This is a genomic window from Phenylobacterium sp. (assembly GCF_036495085.1).
Classification (GTDB): Bacteria; Pseudomonadota; Alphaproteobacteria; order Caulobacterales; family Caulobacteraceae; genus Phenylobacterium.
Window position 1 is genome coordinate 13838 of the sequence record NZ_DASXNL010000068.1, and the last position, 15722, is coordinate 29559.

General features: G+C 65.6%; 19 protein-coding genes. 8 read left to right on the forward strand and 11 right to left on the reverse strand.

Annotation, left to right across the window (positions count from 1 at the left end):
• Positions 1-202: 202 nt before the first annotated feature.
• The 3 genes from VGI62_RS22415 to VGI62_RS08125 all read left to right on the forward strand — a co-directional run bounded on the left by VGI62_RS22415 (position 203) and on the right by VGI62_RS08125 (position 1751).
• Complete coding sequence (locus tag VGI62_RS22415; RefSeq protein WP_414695656.1) at positions 203-460, forward strand: type II toxin-antitoxin system Phd/YefM family antitoxin; 258 nt, start codon at positions 203-205, stop codon at positions 458-460.
• Positions 457-879, forward strand: a complete 423-nt coding sequence (locus VGI62_RS08120; RefSeq protein ID WP_331503901.1) for a type II toxin-antitoxin system VapC family toxin — start codon at positions 457-459, stop codon at positions 877-879. The genes VGI62_RS22415 and VGI62_RS08120 overlap by 4 nt, the downstream gene beginning before the upstream one ends.
• 530 nt (positions 880-1409) lie before the next feature.
• Positions 1410-1751 (forward strand): hypothetical protein, encoded by a 342-nt coding sequence (locus VGI62_RS08125; RefSeq protein WP_331503902.1) that lies wholly within the window; start codon positions 1410-1412, stop codon positions 1749-1751.
• Positions 1752-1882: 131 nt separating this feature from the next.
• Here the strand turns inward: VGI62_RS08125 and VGI62_RS08130 are convergent, their stop codons facing one another.
• From VGI62_RS08130 to VGI62_RS08140, 3 genes are all read right to left on the reverse strand, one after another.
• Entirely contained in the window at positions 1883-2080 is a 198-nt protein-coding gene (locus VGI62_RS08130) for a hypothetical protein (RefSeq protein WP_331503904.1), read from the reverse strand.
• 243 nt (positions 2081-2323) lie between these two features.
• Positions 2324-2524 carry a hypothetical protein gene (locus tag VGI62_RS08135; protein ID WP_331503905.1) on the reverse strand — a complete coding sequence of 67 codons (201 nt, stop codon included), beginning with the start codon at positions 2522-2524 and terminating at the stop codon, positions 2324-2326.
• Positions 2525-2542: 18 nt separating this feature from the next.
• A complete protein-coding gene (locus VGI62_RS08140; RefSeq protein WP_331503906.1) occupies positions 2543-2878 on the reverse strand; it encodes a hypothetical protein in 336 nt (111 codons plus the stop codon).
• Positions 2879-2950: 72 nt separating this feature from the next.
• Between VGI62_RS08140 and VGI62_RS08145 the strand changes: the two genes are divergently transcribed.
• The 4 genes from VGI62_RS08145 (at position 2951) to VGI62_RS08160 (ending at position 5460) form a co-directional block, all read left to right on the forward strand.
• A complete protein-coding gene (locus VGI62_RS08145; RefSeq protein ID WP_331503908.1) occupies positions 2951-3367 on the forward strand; it encodes a DUF2231 domain-containing protein in 417 nt (138 codons plus the stop codon).
• Positions 3364-4683, forward strand: a complete 1320-nt coding sequence (locus VGI62_RS08150) for a sorbosone dehydrogenase family protein (protein WP_331503909.1) — start codon at positions 3364-3366, stop codon at positions 4681-4683. The genes VGI62_RS08145 and VGI62_RS08150 overlap by 4 nt, the downstream gene beginning before the upstream one ends.
• A gap of 109 nt (positions 4684-4792) precedes the next feature.
• Positions 4793-5035: a type II toxin-antitoxin system prevent-host-death family antitoxin gene (locus tag VGI62_RS08155; protein WP_331503911.1), complete on the forward strand. Its 243-nt coding sequence runs from the start codon at positions 4793-4795 to the stop codon at positions 5033-5035.
• Entirely contained in the window at positions 5035-5460 is a 426-nt protein-coding gene (locus VGI62_RS08160; protein WP_331503913.1) for a type II toxin-antitoxin system VapC family toxin, read from the forward strand. Before VGI62_RS08155 ends, VGI62_RS08160 begins: the two co-directional genes overlap by 1 nt.
• A gap of 350 nt (positions 5461-5810) precedes the next feature.
• On the opposite strand, the gene guaA is transcribed toward VGI62_RS08160, so the two are convergent.
• From guaA to VGI62_RS08195, 7 genes are all read right to left on the reverse strand, one after another.
• Positions 5811-7385 (reverse strand): glutamine-hydrolyzing GMP synthase, encoded by a 1575-nt coding sequence (gene guaA / locus VGI62_RS08165; protein WP_331503914.1) that lies wholly within the window; start codon positions 7383-7385, stop codon positions 5811-5813.
• A 9-nt stretch (positions 7386-7394) separates the two neighbouring features.
• Complete coding sequence (locus VGI62_RS08170) at positions 7395-8672, reverse strand: RsmB/NOP family class I SAM-dependent RNA methyltransferase (protein WP_331503916.1); 1278 nt, start codon at positions 8670-8672, stop codon at positions 7395-7397.
• 7 nt (positions 8673-8679) lie between these two features.
• Positions 8680-9084 (reverse strand): MAPEG family protein, encoded by a 405-nt coding sequence (locus VGI62_RS08175; protein WP_331503917.1) that lies wholly within the window; start codon positions 9082-9084, stop codon positions 8680-8682.
• 66 nt (positions 9085-9150) lie between these two features.
• A complete protein-coding gene (guaB, locus tag VGI62_RS08180; protein ID WP_331503918.1) occupies positions 9151-10611 on the reverse strand; it encodes an IMP dehydrogenase in 1461 nt (486 codons plus the stop codon).
• A 49-nt stretch (positions 10612-10660) separates the two neighbouring features.
• Positions 10661-11290: a hypothetical protein gene (locus tag VGI62_RS08185; RefSeq protein WP_331503920.1), complete on the reverse strand. Its 630-nt coding sequence runs from the start codon at positions 11288-11290 to the stop codon at positions 10661-10663.
• Positions 11287-11988, reverse strand: a complete 702-nt coding sequence (locus tag VGI62_RS08190) for an RlmE family RNA methyltransferase (protein WP_331503922.1) — start codon at positions 11986-11988, stop codon at positions 11287-11289. Before VGI62_RS08190 ends, VGI62_RS08185 begins: the two co-directional genes overlap by 4 nt.
• Positions 11985-13067: a Ppx/GppA phosphatase family protein gene (locus VGI62_RS08195; RefSeq protein ID WP_331503923.1), complete on the reverse strand. Its 1083-nt coding sequence runs from the start codon at positions 13065-13067 to the stop codon at positions 11985-11987. Before VGI62_RS08195 ends, VGI62_RS08190 begins: the two co-directional genes overlap by 4 nt.
• Positions 13068-13226: 159 nt before the next feature.
• Here VGI62_RS08195 and hspQ point away from each other — a divergent pair, with 159 nt between their 5' ends.
• Entirely contained in the window at positions 13227-13556 is a 330-nt protein-coding gene (gene hspQ / locus VGI62_RS08200) for a heat shock protein HspQ (RefSeq protein WP_331503925.1), read from the forward strand.
• 11 nt (positions 13557-13567) lie between these two features.
• Here hspQ and VGI62_RS08205 read toward each other — a convergent pair whose 3' ends face one another.
• Positions 13568-15628, reverse strand: a complete 2061-nt coding sequence (locus VGI62_RS08205; RefSeq protein ID WP_331503926.1) for an insulinase family protein — start codon at positions 15626-15628, stop codon at positions 13568-13570.
• Between the last annotated feature and the right edge of the window lie 94 nt (positions 15629-15722).

Below are 15722 nucleotides of genomic sequence, written 5' to 3' on the forward strand. Positions count from 1 at the left end.
GGCGTCACAGACATCGCGGAACTACCTGACCACCTCGTCCTGACCAAGGTCGAGCCGCCGCCCCGCAATGCCCCTTCATGCCCAGCCCGTCGCTCGGCTAGCTGCTAGCCCTTCCTACCGTGGGCTTGGCCATGTCTTGCATTCGCGGCGACATCAGACTAGTTATCTGACTAGGTTCTCGCTGCCCGACAGGAGGCGCTCGATGAGAAGCTGGCCAGTCCAGGACGCCAAGGCGCGCTTCAGCGAATTGCTCGACCGGTGCATGACGGAAGGGCCCCAGATCGTAACGAAGCGCGGAACCGAGACTGCTGTGCTGGTCCCAGCGCGGGACTGGCGTCGGCTACAGCAATACGCGCACCCTTCCTTGAAAGCCTTGCTGCTGGCTCCAGCACCAAGGGGCGAGATTCCTTTGCCTCCTCGCGGGCTGTTGCGCCGGCGTGATCCAACTCCGGTGGGTTGACCTCCCTGTACCTTCTAGACACCAACGTGGTTTCGGAGTTGCGCCGAAACCGGCCTCACGGTGCAGTTCTCGCCTGGCTGGAGGCCGTTGCGGACGCCGATCTGCATCTCTCTGCCGTAACGATCGGTGAGTTGCAGGCGGGAGTCGAACTCACTCGCGAACAAGACCCCACCAAGGCGGCGGAGATCGAAGCCTGGCTGGAGCAAGTGGCCGAAACCTATAATGTCCTGCCGATGGACGCACGGGTGTTCCGTCGCTGGGCGCGGCTGATGCACCGGCGCTCGGACACGCTGATTGAAGACGCTATGATCGCCGCGAGCGCCGACATCCACAATCTCACAGTCGTGACACGAAATATCCGGGACTTCGAAGCCCTCGGGGCTCGCACACTCAACCCCTTCGTTGGCTCCACGTCCTAACAAGGTGCAACTTGCTAACGCGACCTCTAGATCGCGCAGCTTCCGGTGACTCGATGAAAGATGAGAAATCATCTCCGGATTGCCGCCCGGCGTGTCCCTGAAAATTCGGCCAGACGCAAATTCCGGAAAAAGTCGCGGCTCTTGACTTTATTGGGAAATCTAGGACGAAATTTCTTTCCGCATGTCCTCATCCATCGGGATCAATCGCCCGCTTCCGACGCTCTGAACGAGCCGTCGCCCACGAATTTTGGGTAGTCGTTTCTCGGGGTCAGGCCAAGGCGGAAAAGTTGGACCGACCTCAGCGACGCCGCCTTGCAGACGCTAGCCCAGGACCGCGACCTCGACGTCCGGTTCAGCGCCGAGACAGAACTCGAACGTCGAACCGGCGTCGCCAAGCCGATGCCGCCGCGACCAGTCCAGCAGGCTTTGCTCTAATCGCCATGCCTCAATTGCAGCGTCGACAGGAGCCCATGACCGTTGCCGAATTGATCTGAAGCCTAATCACCTTCTATCCCGCCCTGCGGGTGGTGATGCCGAGCGAGGACCAGGATTTCTGCGAAGTTCGCGCGGGCTACGTCGACGCGGTGGCCTTCACCCAAAGGGCGTGCACCTCTCTCAAAGAGCGCGACTGCGTCCGTGTGCTGCCGCTCTACGGCGAGGATGTCGAGTGCCGCCGAGGTTCCGCGTCACGCGCCCGAGTCGCCCTCGCCTTGCTGGTTCGGGCCTTCGTCCGGACCTTTGCCGCCGCCGGCCTGAGCGCCGGGGGCCTTAGGCGGATGCTCATGGGCGTTGTCACGCTTCGCTTCATCGCGCGCACGGGCTCGATCGTCCGCCAATCCGGGACTGCGTTTCCGGGAATCCACCACGTCTGAGTTCTCCCTCCAATTGCTCACCGACTAGGAACTGGTGTGCCAGGTCCGTTCCCTCAAGCCCTTGATCGTCGCGTTTGGGACCCCATCCCAAAGATCTTCTGCGCGGCGTCGGACAGGTCTCCCGACAGGCGTTACTGGACTTCAATCCGCGCGTTGACCTCGACGTTGAGGGTCATGCTGGCGCGCGAGCCCGCCCGGCCAATGACCGTACGTCCGCGGCGATCCTCGATAACGACGTCGAATTCGTATTGGTCCTTGTCGCGGTAGTGGCTGCAAGGTCGGCCTAGAGCCGCCCGATCGCCATTGGACGATGGTGTCGTCGAGACCATGGTGTCAGGCGCAGCCCGTCGGTCCTTCGTTCAGGGTGAAGTTCGGTGCAGTCTGGAAGACCCAGAAACGTCGGACATTCGGATCTTCAGGACACGTCACTGTCGAGGCGCCCGCTCAATCGCGGTCGAGGCTGCTCCCCTTCCCCGCTTGGCGTCGCGAGAGGATCCGTGCACGCAGGGCTTCGAAGATTGGTTGCGGCAGCATGCCGTAGGCGTACTCACCTTTCGTCCCTGGGATCGGCCTCAGGTCGTAGCCGGCCATGCGAACCGATTGAGCTCGTCCAGCTTCAGCCAGTGGCGCTCGCCGTCCAGCTTGAGCGTCCTGGACACTGCTGCGGGCAGCTCCGCGGACGCCTCGGCATCTCCGCCTCGAGATGGGTGATCGGCGCGACGATCGTGCGGATCTCGCGATCGACCAACCTGGCCGCGACGATGATCGCGCATGGTCGCTCCTTGGAACCTTCATCGGCGCCCGCGGCGGCCTCGTGGGACCCAGGGAAAGTTGTAACGGATAACGAGGCCCCGGCTTCGGAGCCGGAAACGTCGTGCCGGCTCGCGGCCGTATTCGGCGGCGGCGATCTCGGCCAGGGTCTCATCGTCCAACTCGCCCACGCAAAGCACCTCGCGCTCCCGCGCCTTTAGGCGCCGATAGTGCGCCAGCTCGGAGGCCGACAGATAGCCACCGACAACGCGCTCGTGACTTGTCGCGACGATGATCTTGTTCGCGATCGCCTCCTCGCGATAAGGCGTGACGTGCCGGACGAACTCGGTCGCGTTCACCGTGGAAGCGTCGCTCATGGGGAAATCCTCTCGCAGGCACCGTGGCTGAAACCTAGGCTCGCGCGTTTGGCTCGGCGAAGGAGCTTGAGAATGGCCAAACCAAAGTCGCAAGACGCCCCGGAACGCCCCTTGCATCCGGGGGTCATCGCGCTGGGCGCGGCCCTGCTCGCCGGTGGTTTCGCCACCGACGTGATGTACGCTCAGACTTCCATCTGGCAGTGGGCGAACTTCTCGGCCTGGCTGATCGCCGCGGGCCTCGTGCTGGCCCTGGTCGCTACGCTGGTCCTTGTCGTCGACTTCGTGATCGGGCGGGCCCGACGGATCGCCTGGATCCCCTTCTTGCTGGTCGCTGCCGCGGCTCTACTCTCGGTGCTCAACGCCTTCGTGCACAGCCGCGACGCCTGGGCCTCGGTCGTGCCGCAAGGGATCGCCCTGTCGGCGATCGTTACCCTTCTCCTCGCCCTTTCCGGCCTGCGCGGCTGGCGCGTCACCGACGTGCGCGCATGAGCGTCGCGCTTCGCATCCTCCCGGCGCTGGCAGTCATTTCGACGCTCGCCGCCTGCGATCAACCGGGCGGCGATCCGGCGCGGCAGTATGGTCCCAACCCTTACCTCCCCGAGCCTCATCAGTTCCTGATCCCGCCGATGAGCGTGCCCCAGGCGGTCGGCTGGAAGCCCAATGAGACCCCGCTCGCGGCGCAAGGCCTGGCTGTCCACGCCCTGGCGACCGGACTGATGCACCCGCGGATCGTCTACACCCTCCCCAACGGCGACATCCTGGTGGTCGAGAGCAACGGGCCTGGCACCAAGCCCTATCGGCCGAAGGACTACATCCAGGGCAAGGTGAAGGCCCGCGCCGGGGCGGCCGCCAAAGGCGGCAACCGGATCACCTTGCTGCGTGATGCCGACGGCGACGGAAAGCCCGAGTTGCAGAGCGTGCTCGTCGACCACCTGCATTCCCCGTATGGGGTCGCCTATGTGGATGGCACGCTCTACATCGCCAACACCGACGCCATCCTCGCGTTCAAATACACCCTGGGCGACACCAAGATCACCAATCCAGGGGTGAAGCTGGCGGACCTGCCGGCCGGCGACATCAACCACCATTGGACGAAGTCCATGGCGGCCAGCCTGGACGGAACCAAGCTCTATGTGGGCGTGGGCTCCAACAGTAACATCACCGAGAACGGTTTCGACGCCGAACAGGGCCGTGCCGCGATTTATGAGGTTGATCGCCAGACCGGGGCCAAGCGCATCTACGCGTCCGGCACGCGCAATCCAACCAATCTGGCGGTGGACCCGAAGACGGGCCGGCTGTTCGCGGTGGTCAACGAACGCGACGAGATCGGGCCGGATCTCGTGCCCGACTATCTGACCTCCATTCACGAGGGCGGCTTCTACGGCTGGCCTTACAGCTATTGGGGCCAGCACATCGACGTCCGGGTCCACCCGCAAAAGCCGGACATGGTCGCCAAGGCGATCAAGCCCGACTACGGCCTCAGCTCACACGTCGCAACCTTGGGCCTGGCGTTCAGCCAGGGCGAAACACTGGGACCGGCCTTCGCAGACGGCGTCTTCGTCGGCGAACACGGCAGCTGGGACCGCAGTCCCCTCAACGGCTACCAGGTCATCTTCGTCCCGCTCGTGAACGGACTTCCGGCCGGCGCGCCTGTGGCCGTCGTCACCGGCTTCCTGGGCGCGGACAGGAAGACCGTCCACGGCCGCCCCGTGGGCGTCGCGCTCGATCGCACCGGCGCGCTCCTAATCGCGGACGATGTCGGCAACGTGGTCTGGCGGGTGAGCGCGACCCGACCGGGTCAATAGTCACCGCGGCGATCGGATCCCGGGACTGCGTTGCCGCATCAGTAAACCTCCTGCTGGAATTCTTAAGCTCGATATTATAGATGACTATCTACATGGTCAGGAGCGTGACATGGCTGCGATCAATCTGGCGGATGCGAAAGCTCATCTGAGCGAACTGGTCGACCGGGTCGAGGCGGGCGATTCAATCGACATCACCCGTCGTGGCAAGCCGGTCGCGCGGCTGACTGCCGTGGCAAGGCCGCGCAAGCCGATCGATGCCAGGCTACTTCAAACGCTGACGGCGGCGATGCCGCCGCAGTCCCAGAGCGCCGCCGATCTCGTGCGCTCGATGCGGGATGGCGATCGCTACTGATGCTCTATCTCGACACGTCGCTGATCGTCGCCGCGCTCTCGAACGAAGCGATGACGCCGAGAGCTCAGGCCTGGCTCGCCGAGCAGGATCCGGCGCAGCTTCTGATCAGCGAATGGACCGTCACTGAGATGTCGTCGGCCATGGCGATCAAGCTGCGGACTGGACAGATCACCCTCGAGCAGCGCGCGGCGGCGCTCGCCATGTTCAATAAGCTCGTCGCCGAGAGCTTTACCGTGCTGCCCGTAACAGGCGGGCATTTTCGCGCCGCGGCGCGGTTTGCCGATCAGCACACCTGGGGGCTTCGCGCCGGTGACGCCTTGCATCTTGCCGTCGCCTCGGAGCATGGCGCCACAGCGCATACGCTCGACCAGCGGCTGGCTGAGGCCGGGCCAGCGCTTGGTGTCCCGACGCAGTTGCTGACATGATCCGGGCCTTCGCCAGCTTGGCCCGCCCGCCCCGGAGCCGTCATGGCCGGTGATTGGTCCGACGAGTAGAATGATGCGATCGTGGCGGATTATTTCGCGATGCTCGCGGACGACATCGCCGGGCGGCCCTGCGGCAAGGCGGAGCATAACCGCCAGCTACAGGCGATCTTCGACCGTCCACGCGCCTCGATTGAATCGACACGGCCTCGGAGGCTTCGGCTATCCGTCAGAACAGTAGCGGCAGCCCTTGGGAGTGCGCAAAAACCCATGAACGACCGATCTTAGGGACAGCGATCAAACGAAGGCGAAAACCACCGCCGAAACTACGCTATTGCCGCCGTTTGTATCCGTCACTCCCACTCTATGGTGCCAGGCGGCTTGGAGGTGACATCGTAGACCACCCTGTTGATGCCTTTCACCTCGTTGATGATCCGGGTGGCCGCCCGGCTTAGGACTTCCCACGGGAACTCGAAAAAGTCCGCCGTCATACCATCCGTTGAGGTCACGGCGCGTAAGGCGCAGACCTCGTCATAGGTACGGGCGTCGCCCATGACGCCGACGGTCCGAACCGGCAGCAGCACGGCGAAGGCCTGCCAGATCGAGTCGTAGAGGCCGGCCCTGCGGATTTCGTCGAGATAGATCGCATCCGCCTTTTGCAGGACAGCGACGCGTTCGGGCGTCACCTCGCCAGGAATACGGATAGCCAGGCCCGGCCCCGGGAACGGGTGGCGGCCCACGAAGGCGGGCGGTAGGCCGAGCTCGACGCCCAAGGCGCGGACCTCATCCTTGAAGAGTTCGCGTAGCGGCTCGACAAGCTTCAGCTTCATGTAGTCCGGCAAGCCGCCCACGTTGTGGTGGCTCTTGATCACCGCCGAGGGGCCGCCTCGCGCGGAGACACTTTCGATGACATCCGGATAGAGCGTGCCCTGAGCCAGGAAGGCTGCGCCCTCCACCTTGGCCGCTTCGCGATCAAAGATTTCCACGAAGACCCGCCCGATGATCTTGCGCTTTGTCTCGGGGTCGCTGACGCCCGCCAGTTCACCGAGGAATTCCTTCGATGCATCAACATGAACCAGCGGAATATTGTAGTGATCCCTGAACATGGTCACCACCTGCTCGGCCTCGTTGAGCCGAAGCAGGCCCGTATCCACAAAGACACAGGTCAGCTGCTCGCCGATCGCTTCGTGAATGAGCACCGCGGCGACGGATGAATCCACGCCGCCAGAGAGGCCGCAGATCACTCGTCCGTCGCCCACCTGGGCGCGGATTTTCGCGACCGTCTCCTGGCGGAACGAGGCCATGGTCCAGTCGCCGCTGAGGCCGGCGATCTTGTGCGTGAAGTTGCGCAACATCAGAGCGCCACGCGGGGTGTGCGCCACCTCGGGGTGAAACTGGATGCCGTAGAAGCGCCGTCCCTCGTCGGCGATCACCGCGAAGGGACTGCCCTGCGAGGCTGCGACCACTTCGAAGCCCAGCGGGATGGCGGTGATCTTGTCGCCATGGCTCATCCATACCGGTTCCTGTGCGCCCGGCTCGCCGAGGCCGTCCAGCAAGGGTGACGGCCGTTCGATCAGGATTTCCGCGCGTCCGAACTCCCGGTTATGGCCGCCCTCCACCGCCCCCCCCAGCTGGGCGCACATGGTCATTTCGCCGTAGCAGATGCCCAGCACCGGCACGCCCAGTTCAAAGACCTTCTGCGGCGCGGCTGGGCTCTCGGCCTCATGGACGCTGGCGGGCCCGCCGGAAAGGATCACTGCCTTCGGCGCGAAATCGTCGAGCATCGGCTCGATCTTGTCGTAGGGGTGGATCTCGCAATAAACCCCGCTCTCGCGCAGCCGCCGGGCGATCAGTTGCGTCACCTGGCTGCCGAAATCGACGATCAAGACGCGTTCGTGGCCGGAATTGAGGGGGGCGGGCGTGGTCATGAGGCTCCGTTAGCGATGTTTCTCCAGCACGGCGACGAAAAAGCCATCCGTTCCGGAAGTGCGGGGCGTCAGGCGCAGAAAGCCGTCTGGGGTGAGGAACGTAGTAAGCTTCAGCTCGTCGGTGGCCGGGCGAACTGCAAAGCCCGGCGTGCGCGCCAGGAAGGCCGCGATCCGGTCCTCATCCTCTTGCGGCAGCACCGAGCAGGTGACGTAAACCAGCCGTCCGCCGGGTTTCACGAACGCGGCGCCCGAATCCAGCACTGCGTCCTGGTCGGCCATGCGTCGCTCCAAGGTCTCCGGCGTGAGCCGCCACTTGGTGTCGGGGTGGCGGCGCCAGGACCCTGAGCCCGAACAGGGCGCGTCGATGAACACGACGTCCATCTTGCCCTCCAGGCCCTTCAAGGGCTCGGGATTTACCGGCGAGCGGACCTGAAGGTTGCGCACGCCTGCCCGGTCCGCACGTCGAATCGCGTCGGCAAGCCGCCTGGCGTCGCTGTCATAAGCATAGATCTGGCCGGTGTTCCCCATGGCCCCCGCCAGCGCCAGCGTCTTGCCGCCGCCGCCGGCGCACAGATCAAGCACCTGTTTTCCTCTCACTTCGCCGGCTGAGGCCGCGGCGATCTGCGAGCCGAGGTCTTGCACCTCGAACCACCCTTTGGAGAACTGCGGGATGGTCTCGACCGCTCCGCTGCGCGCTGTCGGGTCCAGCGCAGGCATCCGGAGCGCCGTCGGCAGGAGCTCGGTGGGCTCAGCCAAGAGCGAACTCAGCGCCTTCAGCGTCCGCGGCGGATCGGACTTCAACAGGTTGACCCGAAGATCCACCGGCGCCCGCTCGGAGAGCGCGGCGCCTTCTTCCGCCCGCGCCTCGCCGAAAGCCACTTCCAGTGAGGCGTCGAGCCAGTCCGGATAGTCGCCGCGCACCGCGCAAGGGGCTTCGCCAAGATCGCGTGGATGTTCCAACGCCGTCCGTTCGGCGTCGCTCAGCGGCCCCGGTCCATGCGGCGCTTCGCCTGCCGCCTCGGCGACCCGCTCCAGGGGCCAACCCCAGACAAACCTCAACGCACCGAGCGCGCCGGCGCGCAGACCGTGCTCGCCCATCCGCCAGCCCAGCGATCGGCGGCGGCGCAGGACGTCGAGCACGAGACCCGAGACGAACGCCCGGTCCTTCGACCCTGCGTAACGCGCGGACTCCCCCCAGTTCTTGAGCGCCATCCGAACAGGCCGGTGGCGCTCTTCGATCTGGGTCAGGACATCAATTGCCGCCGCAAGGCGTCCGGCGTCACGCAAAGGAACATCACCTGAAGAAAGCTACGATCACCATCACGATGCCGACGGCGCTCACGGTCCACACGAGGGTCCGCACGACCGCGACGCCCGAGGCGTAGAGGGGCACATAGAGCGCGCGGGCGATCACGTATAGGCCCGACCCATAGAGTGTCTGGGGTCCAAGCTTCTGCGCAAAGATGCAGCCGATCAGGGCCGCGGCAAACAGCGGAAAAGTCTCCAGGAAATTCCTGAGCGCCCGATCCAGCCGAGCAGCGACAACGCCGACCGGCTTTTGATCGTCTCGCGGGCCGGCAAGCCACGCAAGATTGCGTTCGCCGCCGCTGCTGGCCGCCGCGGTCCAGACGATCTGCACAAAGCCAATGACCACCGCCACAAGCAGCAGCTTCAACTCAACAGGAACAGCTGCACCCATAGTCGCCTCCCCCATATCGCCGCCGGCGCAGGATCGGCCGGCTGACGCCAGAACTTCAGCCGCGCCCTAGACTGGGCTCGGATAGTTGGGCGCCTCGCGGGTGATCATCACGTCGTGGACGTGGCTCTCGCGAAGGCCGGCGCCGGTGATACGGATGAACCGCGCGCGTTTGCGGAACTGCGCCAGATTGGCGGCGCCGACGTAACCCATGGCCGCGCGCAGGCCGCCCACCATCTGATGCAGGATCGGCGCGATCGGGCCCTTGTAGGGAACCTGGCCCTCAATCCCTTCCGGCACCAGCTTCAGCGCGTCCGTGACGTCCTTCTGGAAATAACGGTCCGCGGAGCCGCGAGACATCGCTCCCAGCGAGCCCATGCCGCGATAGGTCTTGTAGGAGCGCCCCTGGTAGAGGAACACCTCACCAGGCCCCTCGTCGACACCGGCGAACACCGACCCCATCATCGCCACCGAAGCGCCCATTGCGAGCGCCTTGGCGAGATCGCCCGAGTACTTGATCCCGCCGTCGGCGATCACCGGGACGTCTGAGCCATTTGCGGCCCGGCACGCGTCCATGATCGCGGTCAACTGCGGCACGCCGACCCCGGCTACGATCCGCGTCGTGCAGATTGACCCTGGCCCGATCCCGACCTTGACCGCATCTGCGCCGGCGTCGATCAACGCCTTGGCGCCTTCGTAGGTGGCCACGTTGCCGGCCACGATCTGCACCCGATTGGTCTCGCGTTTGATCCGCGCCACCGCCTTGGCCACGTCGGCGTTATGGCCGTGGGCGGTATCGATGACCACGACGTCGACGCCTGCGTCCACGAGGGCCATCGAGCGTTCGAAGCCCACATCGCCGACCGTCGAGGCTCCTCCGACCAGCAGGCGACCCTGCGCGTCCTTGGCCGCGTCCGGGTGGGCCTCGGACTTCTCCATGTCCTTGACGGTGATCAGGCCGACGGCGCGGTAGTCGTCGTCGACCACGATCAGCCGCTCGATCTTGTGTCTGCGCAGCAGTTCACGGGCTTCAGATTGGCCGACACCCTCCTTCACCGTGACCAGGTTTTCCTGTGTCATCAGCGCCTTGGCGGGAACGTCCCCGCTGCCCTCGAAGCGCATGTCGCGGTTGGTCAGGATGCCGCAAAGCTTGCCCTTGGCGTCTACGACAGGGAATCCGGAGATCTTCCGCCTGGCCTTGATCTCGCGCACCTCGCTGAGCGGGGTGTCGGGATGGATGGTGAGCGGATTGATCACCATCCCGCTTTCATAGCGCTTCACCTCGCGCACCTGATCGGCCTGCTCCTCGACAGTGAGGTTGCGATGCAGGATGCCCAGGCCGCCGTTCTGAGCCATGGCGATGGCCAGACGGCTTTCCGTGACGGTGTCCATGGCGGCCGACACCAGCGGTATGTTCAGATTGATCTCTCGCGTGAACCTTGTCGCGACATCCACCTGAGTGGGCATCACATCGGACGGACCGGGTTCTAGCAAAACATCGTCGAAGGTGAGCCCTTCGCGAATCTCCATTGAGACACCTCGTTTTGCGGGGTTCGTATCCCCGCAATGGGCCCCAGAGTCAACGCGACGTGAACGCCTTGACGCTCATCAGTAGTCTTGGGGTCAGATGAAGCTCACCCTCCGTCGAGGCGCCACTGACCTCGAAACGCACAACTTCAGCGGCCGGGCCGGCGTCGATAGTGACCTCGATGTCGCCTGTTGGAAGCATTGGGCCGATGTCGCCGCTCTCAGGCGCAACGATCCAGATCCGCTCCAGGTGGGCGCCGACGCCCTTGGCGGGCTGGTAGAGCTCTCCCGAGAACTCCTGCGCAAGCCAGGCCGCGGCGCTGCGGTCGTAATCAATCTGGAAAACCGCGGAAAGTACGCCCTGCCCGCGACGAAAAGTCGTCAGCCGCCAGGGGAAGCGCCCGCCCTCCTCCGGATGTCGCGCCTGCCAGCCATGCGCCTCTATCAGGCGTTCGGTCGCCGCGGTCTCGCCCCGCAGGCCCAGATGGCAGGGGCGCGCGTCCTCGGCTTCGAAGATGTCCAGGAACGGCCCGTTGGCGAACCTGACGCCCCGCGACTTCACCACACCCTCGGGTGTCCAGCCGCGGAGCACCGGCAAACCCGTCGCGCGCGAAATTTGCTCGGCAAGCGCCTCGGGGCCAGGCGCGCGGATGACCAGATGGTCGACCGCGAACGCGCTCACCGCTTGAGGCCCGTCGCCACCAGATAGAGCTCCGATGAATCTGAACGGCTGGCCTTGGGCTTGAACGTCTTGACGCCGGCAAAGTGCTGCTTGAGCTTGCCGATGACCTCGGCAGTCTCACCGCCCTGGAAGGCCTTGGCGACAAAGGCGCCGCCTGGCTTCAGCACCTCGATCCCGAAATCCGCCGCCGCCTCGATCAGCCCCACGATCCGCAGGTGGTCGGTCTGGCGATGCCCAACGGTGTTGGGCGCCATGTCGGAAAGCACCACGTCGGGCGCGCCTCCGAGGAGCCGGATGAGTTCCGGGCCGCAGGCGGGATCGGTGAAATCCATCTGCAGGATGTGCGCCGGCGGGAGTGGATCGACCGGCAGGAGGTCCACACCGACGATGTCCGTCACGCCGCGCTCCAGGGCGACTTGCGTCCAGCCACCGGGAGCCAGACCGAGGTCCACCACCCGGGCGCCGCGCTTCAGGAAACGGAACTTGTCGTCGAGTTCGGTCAACTTGTAGGCCGCACGGCTTCGGTAGCCGTGGGCGCGCGCCTTGGCGGCGAAGGGATCATTGATCTGTCGCGACAGCCAAGCCTGCTGCGACGGCGTGCGCTTCCAGGCCGTCTTCAGCCGCTCGGGTACGACCCGTCCGGCCTCCGTGCCCCCGGTGGGCGGACGGACCATGCGCTTGCGGGGGGGCTCCGTCATTGCATCGCCATCTGCCGAATTCCGCCACGGCGTCGGCGGCGCCGGCGCCCGTCGCGGTCAGCCATAAGGGACAGGAGGATACCTTCGCGCAGACCTCGGTCGGCGACCCGCACCCGAGTGCACGGCCAAAGCTCCTGGACCGCTTGCAGGATCGCCGCGCCTGCCAGCACCAGATCGGCCCTGTCGGGCCCGATACACGGCTCCTGGGCTCTCTCCTTGGCGGTGACCCTAAGGAGGCGCCCGGCAGCCGCGTCGCACTCGTCGCGGCTCATCCAGATGCCGTCCACGCGGCTGCGCTCGTAGCGCGGCAGGTCCAGGTGAAGGCCTGCAAGGCTGGTGATCGCGCCCGAAGTGCCGATCAGGTGCGCTCGGTCGGCGTCGAACACCTCGCGAAGGCCGTCAGCCCGGCGGAAGGCGCCAACCTGCGCCTTCACCGTGTCCACCATGGCCCGGAACCAGCTCTCGGTGGCCGCTTCGCCCTCGGGAAACCGCTCAGCGAGGGTCACCACGCCGATCGGCACGGAAAGCCAAGCGCGCAGCGGCGGCATGCCGACGGGCGGCGCGCCACGCAGGTCCACCCACGACAGCTCCGTCGACCCGCCGCCGACGTCAACGACCAGAGCCGCATCCGACGTGCGGTCGATCAGGTTCAGGCAACCAGCGACCGAAAGCCTCGCTTCTTCCTGTGGCGCAATGATCTGCAGACGAAGGCCGGTCTCGTCGAACACCCGCTCGATGAAGGCTGGCCCGTTCTCGGCCATTCGGCAGGCCTGCGTGGCAATTGCGCGCAGACGAACGACGCGGCGGCGGCGAATCTTCTCTGCGCTGACCTTCAGGGCGGCCAAAGCGCGCTCCATGGCGGCGTCAGACAGTCGCCCTGACTGGGTCAGCCCCTCTCCCAGACGCACGATGCGCGAGTAGGCTTCAACCACGCGGAACGCGCCCGCGCCGTGGGGCGTGGCGATCAGCAGGCGGCAGTTGTTGGTACCCAAGTCGAGCGCGCCGTAACAGGGCTGCTCGTTCGCAGGCTTCTCCCGGCCACGTGTCGTGGCTCCGGGCGCGCTCGGCGCCTCCGTCATGGACCGATTCCGTCCTTCGCAGGCGCATCCACCCCTGGCACGCCTCACTTGAGGTAACCTTAGCAAGCCTGCCCGGCTGTCGGAAGGGTCGCACTTGTGCCGGCGCGGCTGAACGCTACGTTCACCTCCCGGTCAGGAGAAGGGAGGTAGATTCGGAACATGGATACGCAGAACGCCAAATTCGCAATCGGTCAGGTCGTTCGTCACCGCGTCTATCCGTTCCGCGGCGTGATCTTCGACGTGGACCCAACCTTCTCGAACACCGAGGAATACTGGCTCTCGATTCCGGAGAACATACGGCCCCACAAGGACCAGCCGTTCTACCACCTGCTGGCGGAGAACGAGGAAAGTTCATACGTGGCCTATGTCTCCGAACAGAACCTAGTGCCGGACGATAGCGGGCAGCCTGTCGGCCACCCGCAAGCCTCGGCCCTGTTCGAGTCGTTCCGTGAGGGGCAATACAAGCTCCGGCCGCGGATCAGTCACTAGACCCGCGGGGTCTAGGTTCGGCCGCGCGGCGGGCTGAGCTTCTGAGCCTGCGCCTGGTCTGCCTGCGCGCCGGCGGCGTCGCCGAGTTCGCCCCGCACCTCTCCTCGCGCCTGCCACGCCGTTGCAGATTTTGGATCGGCGGCGATGGCCGCATCGTAGAGGTCGCGCGCCAGCAACAGGTCGCCGAGTTGGCGATAGGTGTCGGCTTTCGCCGCCAGGGTCGCCGGATCGTTCGGCGTCAGCCGCAGCACCTTGTTGAAGTCACGCAGAGCCTCGCTGTTGTGCCCGACTTGCTTGCTGGCGATCCCTCGGTTGAACAGCACGATGTCGTCTTTGGGGTTCACCGCCAGCGCATGGTCGAAGTCGGCCATGGCCAGGTCTGCACGATCCACCGCCAGATAAAGGTTCCCCCGGGCGTTCAGGATATCGGCATTGTCGGGATCGATGGCCAAGCCGTCCGCAAACGCCTTCAGCGCCTTGTCGCCCTTGCGCTTGGCGACGAAGGCGCGCCCGCGCTCAACCAGCTCCGCCACGTCCTTCGCCTGTGCGGACGTCAACGCAGGCCCGCGCTTCAACGGCCCATGGCTCTGGGCCGATTGCGGCAAGGGCGCGGGCTCAGCGGCGATGGCGGCCATGACGTCGGCCTGCGCCAGCGCCTTGGGGGCCGTGCCCGTGACCAGAGGGCCCGATCCCGACCAATCGCGCGCGAAGGCCGCTTTCACGGCATCCGGCCCGACGTCATCCATCATGCTGTCGAGCGCCTTCAGGCCCCCCCGAGGCGCCAGTTGCGGCAGCCCGTCCAACGCCCGGTCGAGCAGGTCATCAGCCCGACCCGGCGAGGTCCTGGGGGGGGCGTCGATCCCATGGCGGACTGCGGCGCGGAGCTGCTCCACGGCGATGTCGAGTTCGGTCTCCGACGGCCCCTCCCGACCAAAGCGGCGGATTTCCCCCGACACGGCGGCGATGGCAGCCGCCTCGCGCCCCTTCAGCGGCGTGACCGCGACGCAGGTTTTCAATGCATCCGGCCTAAGTTCGTCGCTGATGCTGACTTCGCTGTAGGGCGTATCCCGGCGCGAACGGTAGACGTCCAGCCGTTCCTGCAGCGCCGCCTGCCAAAGCCCGCGCATCAAAAGGCTGCGCAGGTTCGCAACCTCATTTCCCTGCGGTTCCGGAACGGCCAGGCGGCAGATTCGCGCCACGGCGGCCACTCGGGCGTCGGTCTGAACCTGTGCGTCAGGCCCCCGCAGCGCAAACGGAGCCGCCGCCGTGCGAGCCACGACGGATCCTGGCGGCGCAAAGGTCGCGAAGGCCGCTGTGACCTGCTTTTCCAAGGCATTGACCGGAAGGTCGCCCACGATGACGAGGAACGCATGCTCCGGACGATACCAGCGGTCGTAGAAGGTCTTCAGCTTTTGCGGCGTCAGCGCCGAAATGCTCTGCGGCGCTCCGAGCGGAAGGCGCTGGGCCGAACGGAGGCCTTGATCCTCGAACGCCTCGATACGGTCGCGAAGTTGGGCGAAGCCGCTCGCCGGCGCTGCTGTCTCGCCCTGGATCGAGGCGCGCTCGTGATCGACCTCGGGCGCGCCGAACTCCATTCCGTCTGCCACGTCCCTTAGCCATCGAAGGGCCAGGTCGGCTTCCCGCGCCGTCGCGGTCGGAAGATCGATTTGGTAGACAGTGCGTCCGAAGCCGGTAGAGGCGTTGCGATCACGCCCGAACGCCACACCGAGCGGCGCAAAGGTCAGCGCCAGCTGATTGTCTGGAAATGAACGCGTCGCGCTGAAGGCCATGTGCTGGACGAAATGGGCTGCGCCGCGCTCGTCGTCGGTCTCGTCATAGCTGCCGAAATCAAATCCCAACCGCAGCGACAAGGCGCCTTTGGGCGTCGCGTTCTGTTGAACCGAATAGCGCAGCCCGTTTGGCAGCCGGCCGTTACGCACCTGCGGATCGGCAGGCGGCGGCGGAGCGCTCGCCAACACGCCCAGCGCCACGGCGGGCGCTGTCTGACCCTGCGCGGTCCCGGCCGCCGTCAGCGCGGCGGCCAGCCAAGCGGCGCACCAGAGAAGTCGCATTCATTGTCCTGTTTTTGGGAACGATAGCTCTTAAGCCGGATGGACAAAGCTCGGCAACCGAGGCGGCCGAACAACAGATGCGCCGCATTTGGTC

Excerpts from the sequence above, each read along its gene's own strand:
- VGI62_RS08130 (WP_331503904.1), bottom strand. The coding sequence starts at position 2,080 with ATGGTCTCGACGACACCATCGTCCAATGGCGATCGGGCGGCTCTAGGC.
- VGI62_RS08145 (WP_331503908.1), top strand. The coding sequence starts at position 2,951 with ATGGCCAAACCAAAGTCGCAAGACGCCCCGGAACGCCCCTTGCATCCG.
- VGI62_RS08150 (WP_331503909.1), top strand. The coding sequence starts at position 3,364 with ATGAGCGTCGCGCTTCGCATCCTCCCGGCGCTGGCAGTCATTTCGACG.
- hspQ (WP_331503925.1), top strand. The coding sequence starts at position 13,227 with ATGGATACGCAGAACGCCAAATTCGCAATCGGTCAGGTCGTTCGTCAC.
- VGI62_RS22415 (WP_414695656.1), top strand. The coding sequence starts at position 203 with ATGAGAAGCTGGCCAGTCCAGGACGCCAAGGCGCGCTTCAGCGAATTG.
- VGI62_RS08175 (WP_331503917.1), bottom strand. The coding sequence starts at position 9,084 with ATGGGTGCAGCTGTTCCTGTTGAGTTGAAGCTGCTGCTTGTGGCGGTG.
- VGI62_RS08155 (WP_331503911.1), top strand. The coding sequence starts at position 4,793 with ATGGCTGCGATCAATCTGGCGGATGCGAAAGCTCATCTGAGCGAACTG.
- VGI62_RS08125 (WP_331503902.1), top strand. The coding sequence starts at position 1,410 with ATGCCGAGCGAGGACCAGGATTTCTGCGAAGTTCGCGCGGGCTACGTC.
- VGI62_RS08135 (WP_331503905.1), bottom strand. The coding sequence starts at position 2,524 with ATGCGCGATCATCGTCGCGGCCAGGTTGGTCGATCGCGAGATCCGCAC.
- VGI62_RS08190 (WP_331503922.1), bottom strand. The coding sequence starts at position 11,988 with ATGACGGAGCCCCCCCGCAAGCGCATGGTCCGTCCGCCCACCGGGGGC.
- VGI62_RS08160 (WP_331503913.1), top strand. The coding sequence starts at position 5,035 with ATGCTCTATCTCGACACGTCGCTGATCGTCGCCGCGCTCTCGAACGAA.
- VGI62_RS08205 (WP_331503926.1), bottom strand. The coding sequence starts at position 15,628 with ATGCGACTTCTCTGGTGCGCCGCTTGGCTGGCCGCCGCGCTGACGGCG.
- VGI62_RS08195 (WP_331503923.1), bottom strand. The coding sequence starts at position 13,067 with ATGACGGAGGCGCCGAGCGCGCCCGGAGCCACGACACGTGGCCGGGAG.
- VGI62_RS08140 (WP_331503906.1), bottom strand. The coding sequence starts at position 2,878 with ATGAGCGACGCTTCCACGGTGAACGCGACCGAGTTCGTCCGGCACGTC.
- guaA (WP_331503914.1), bottom strand. The coding sequence starts at position 7,385 with ATGACCACGCCCGCCCCCCTCAATTCCGGCCACGAACGCGTCTTGATC.
- guaB (WP_331503918.1), bottom strand. The coding sequence starts at position 10,611 with ATGGAGATTCGCGAAGGGCTCACCTTCGACGATGTTTTGCTAGAACCC.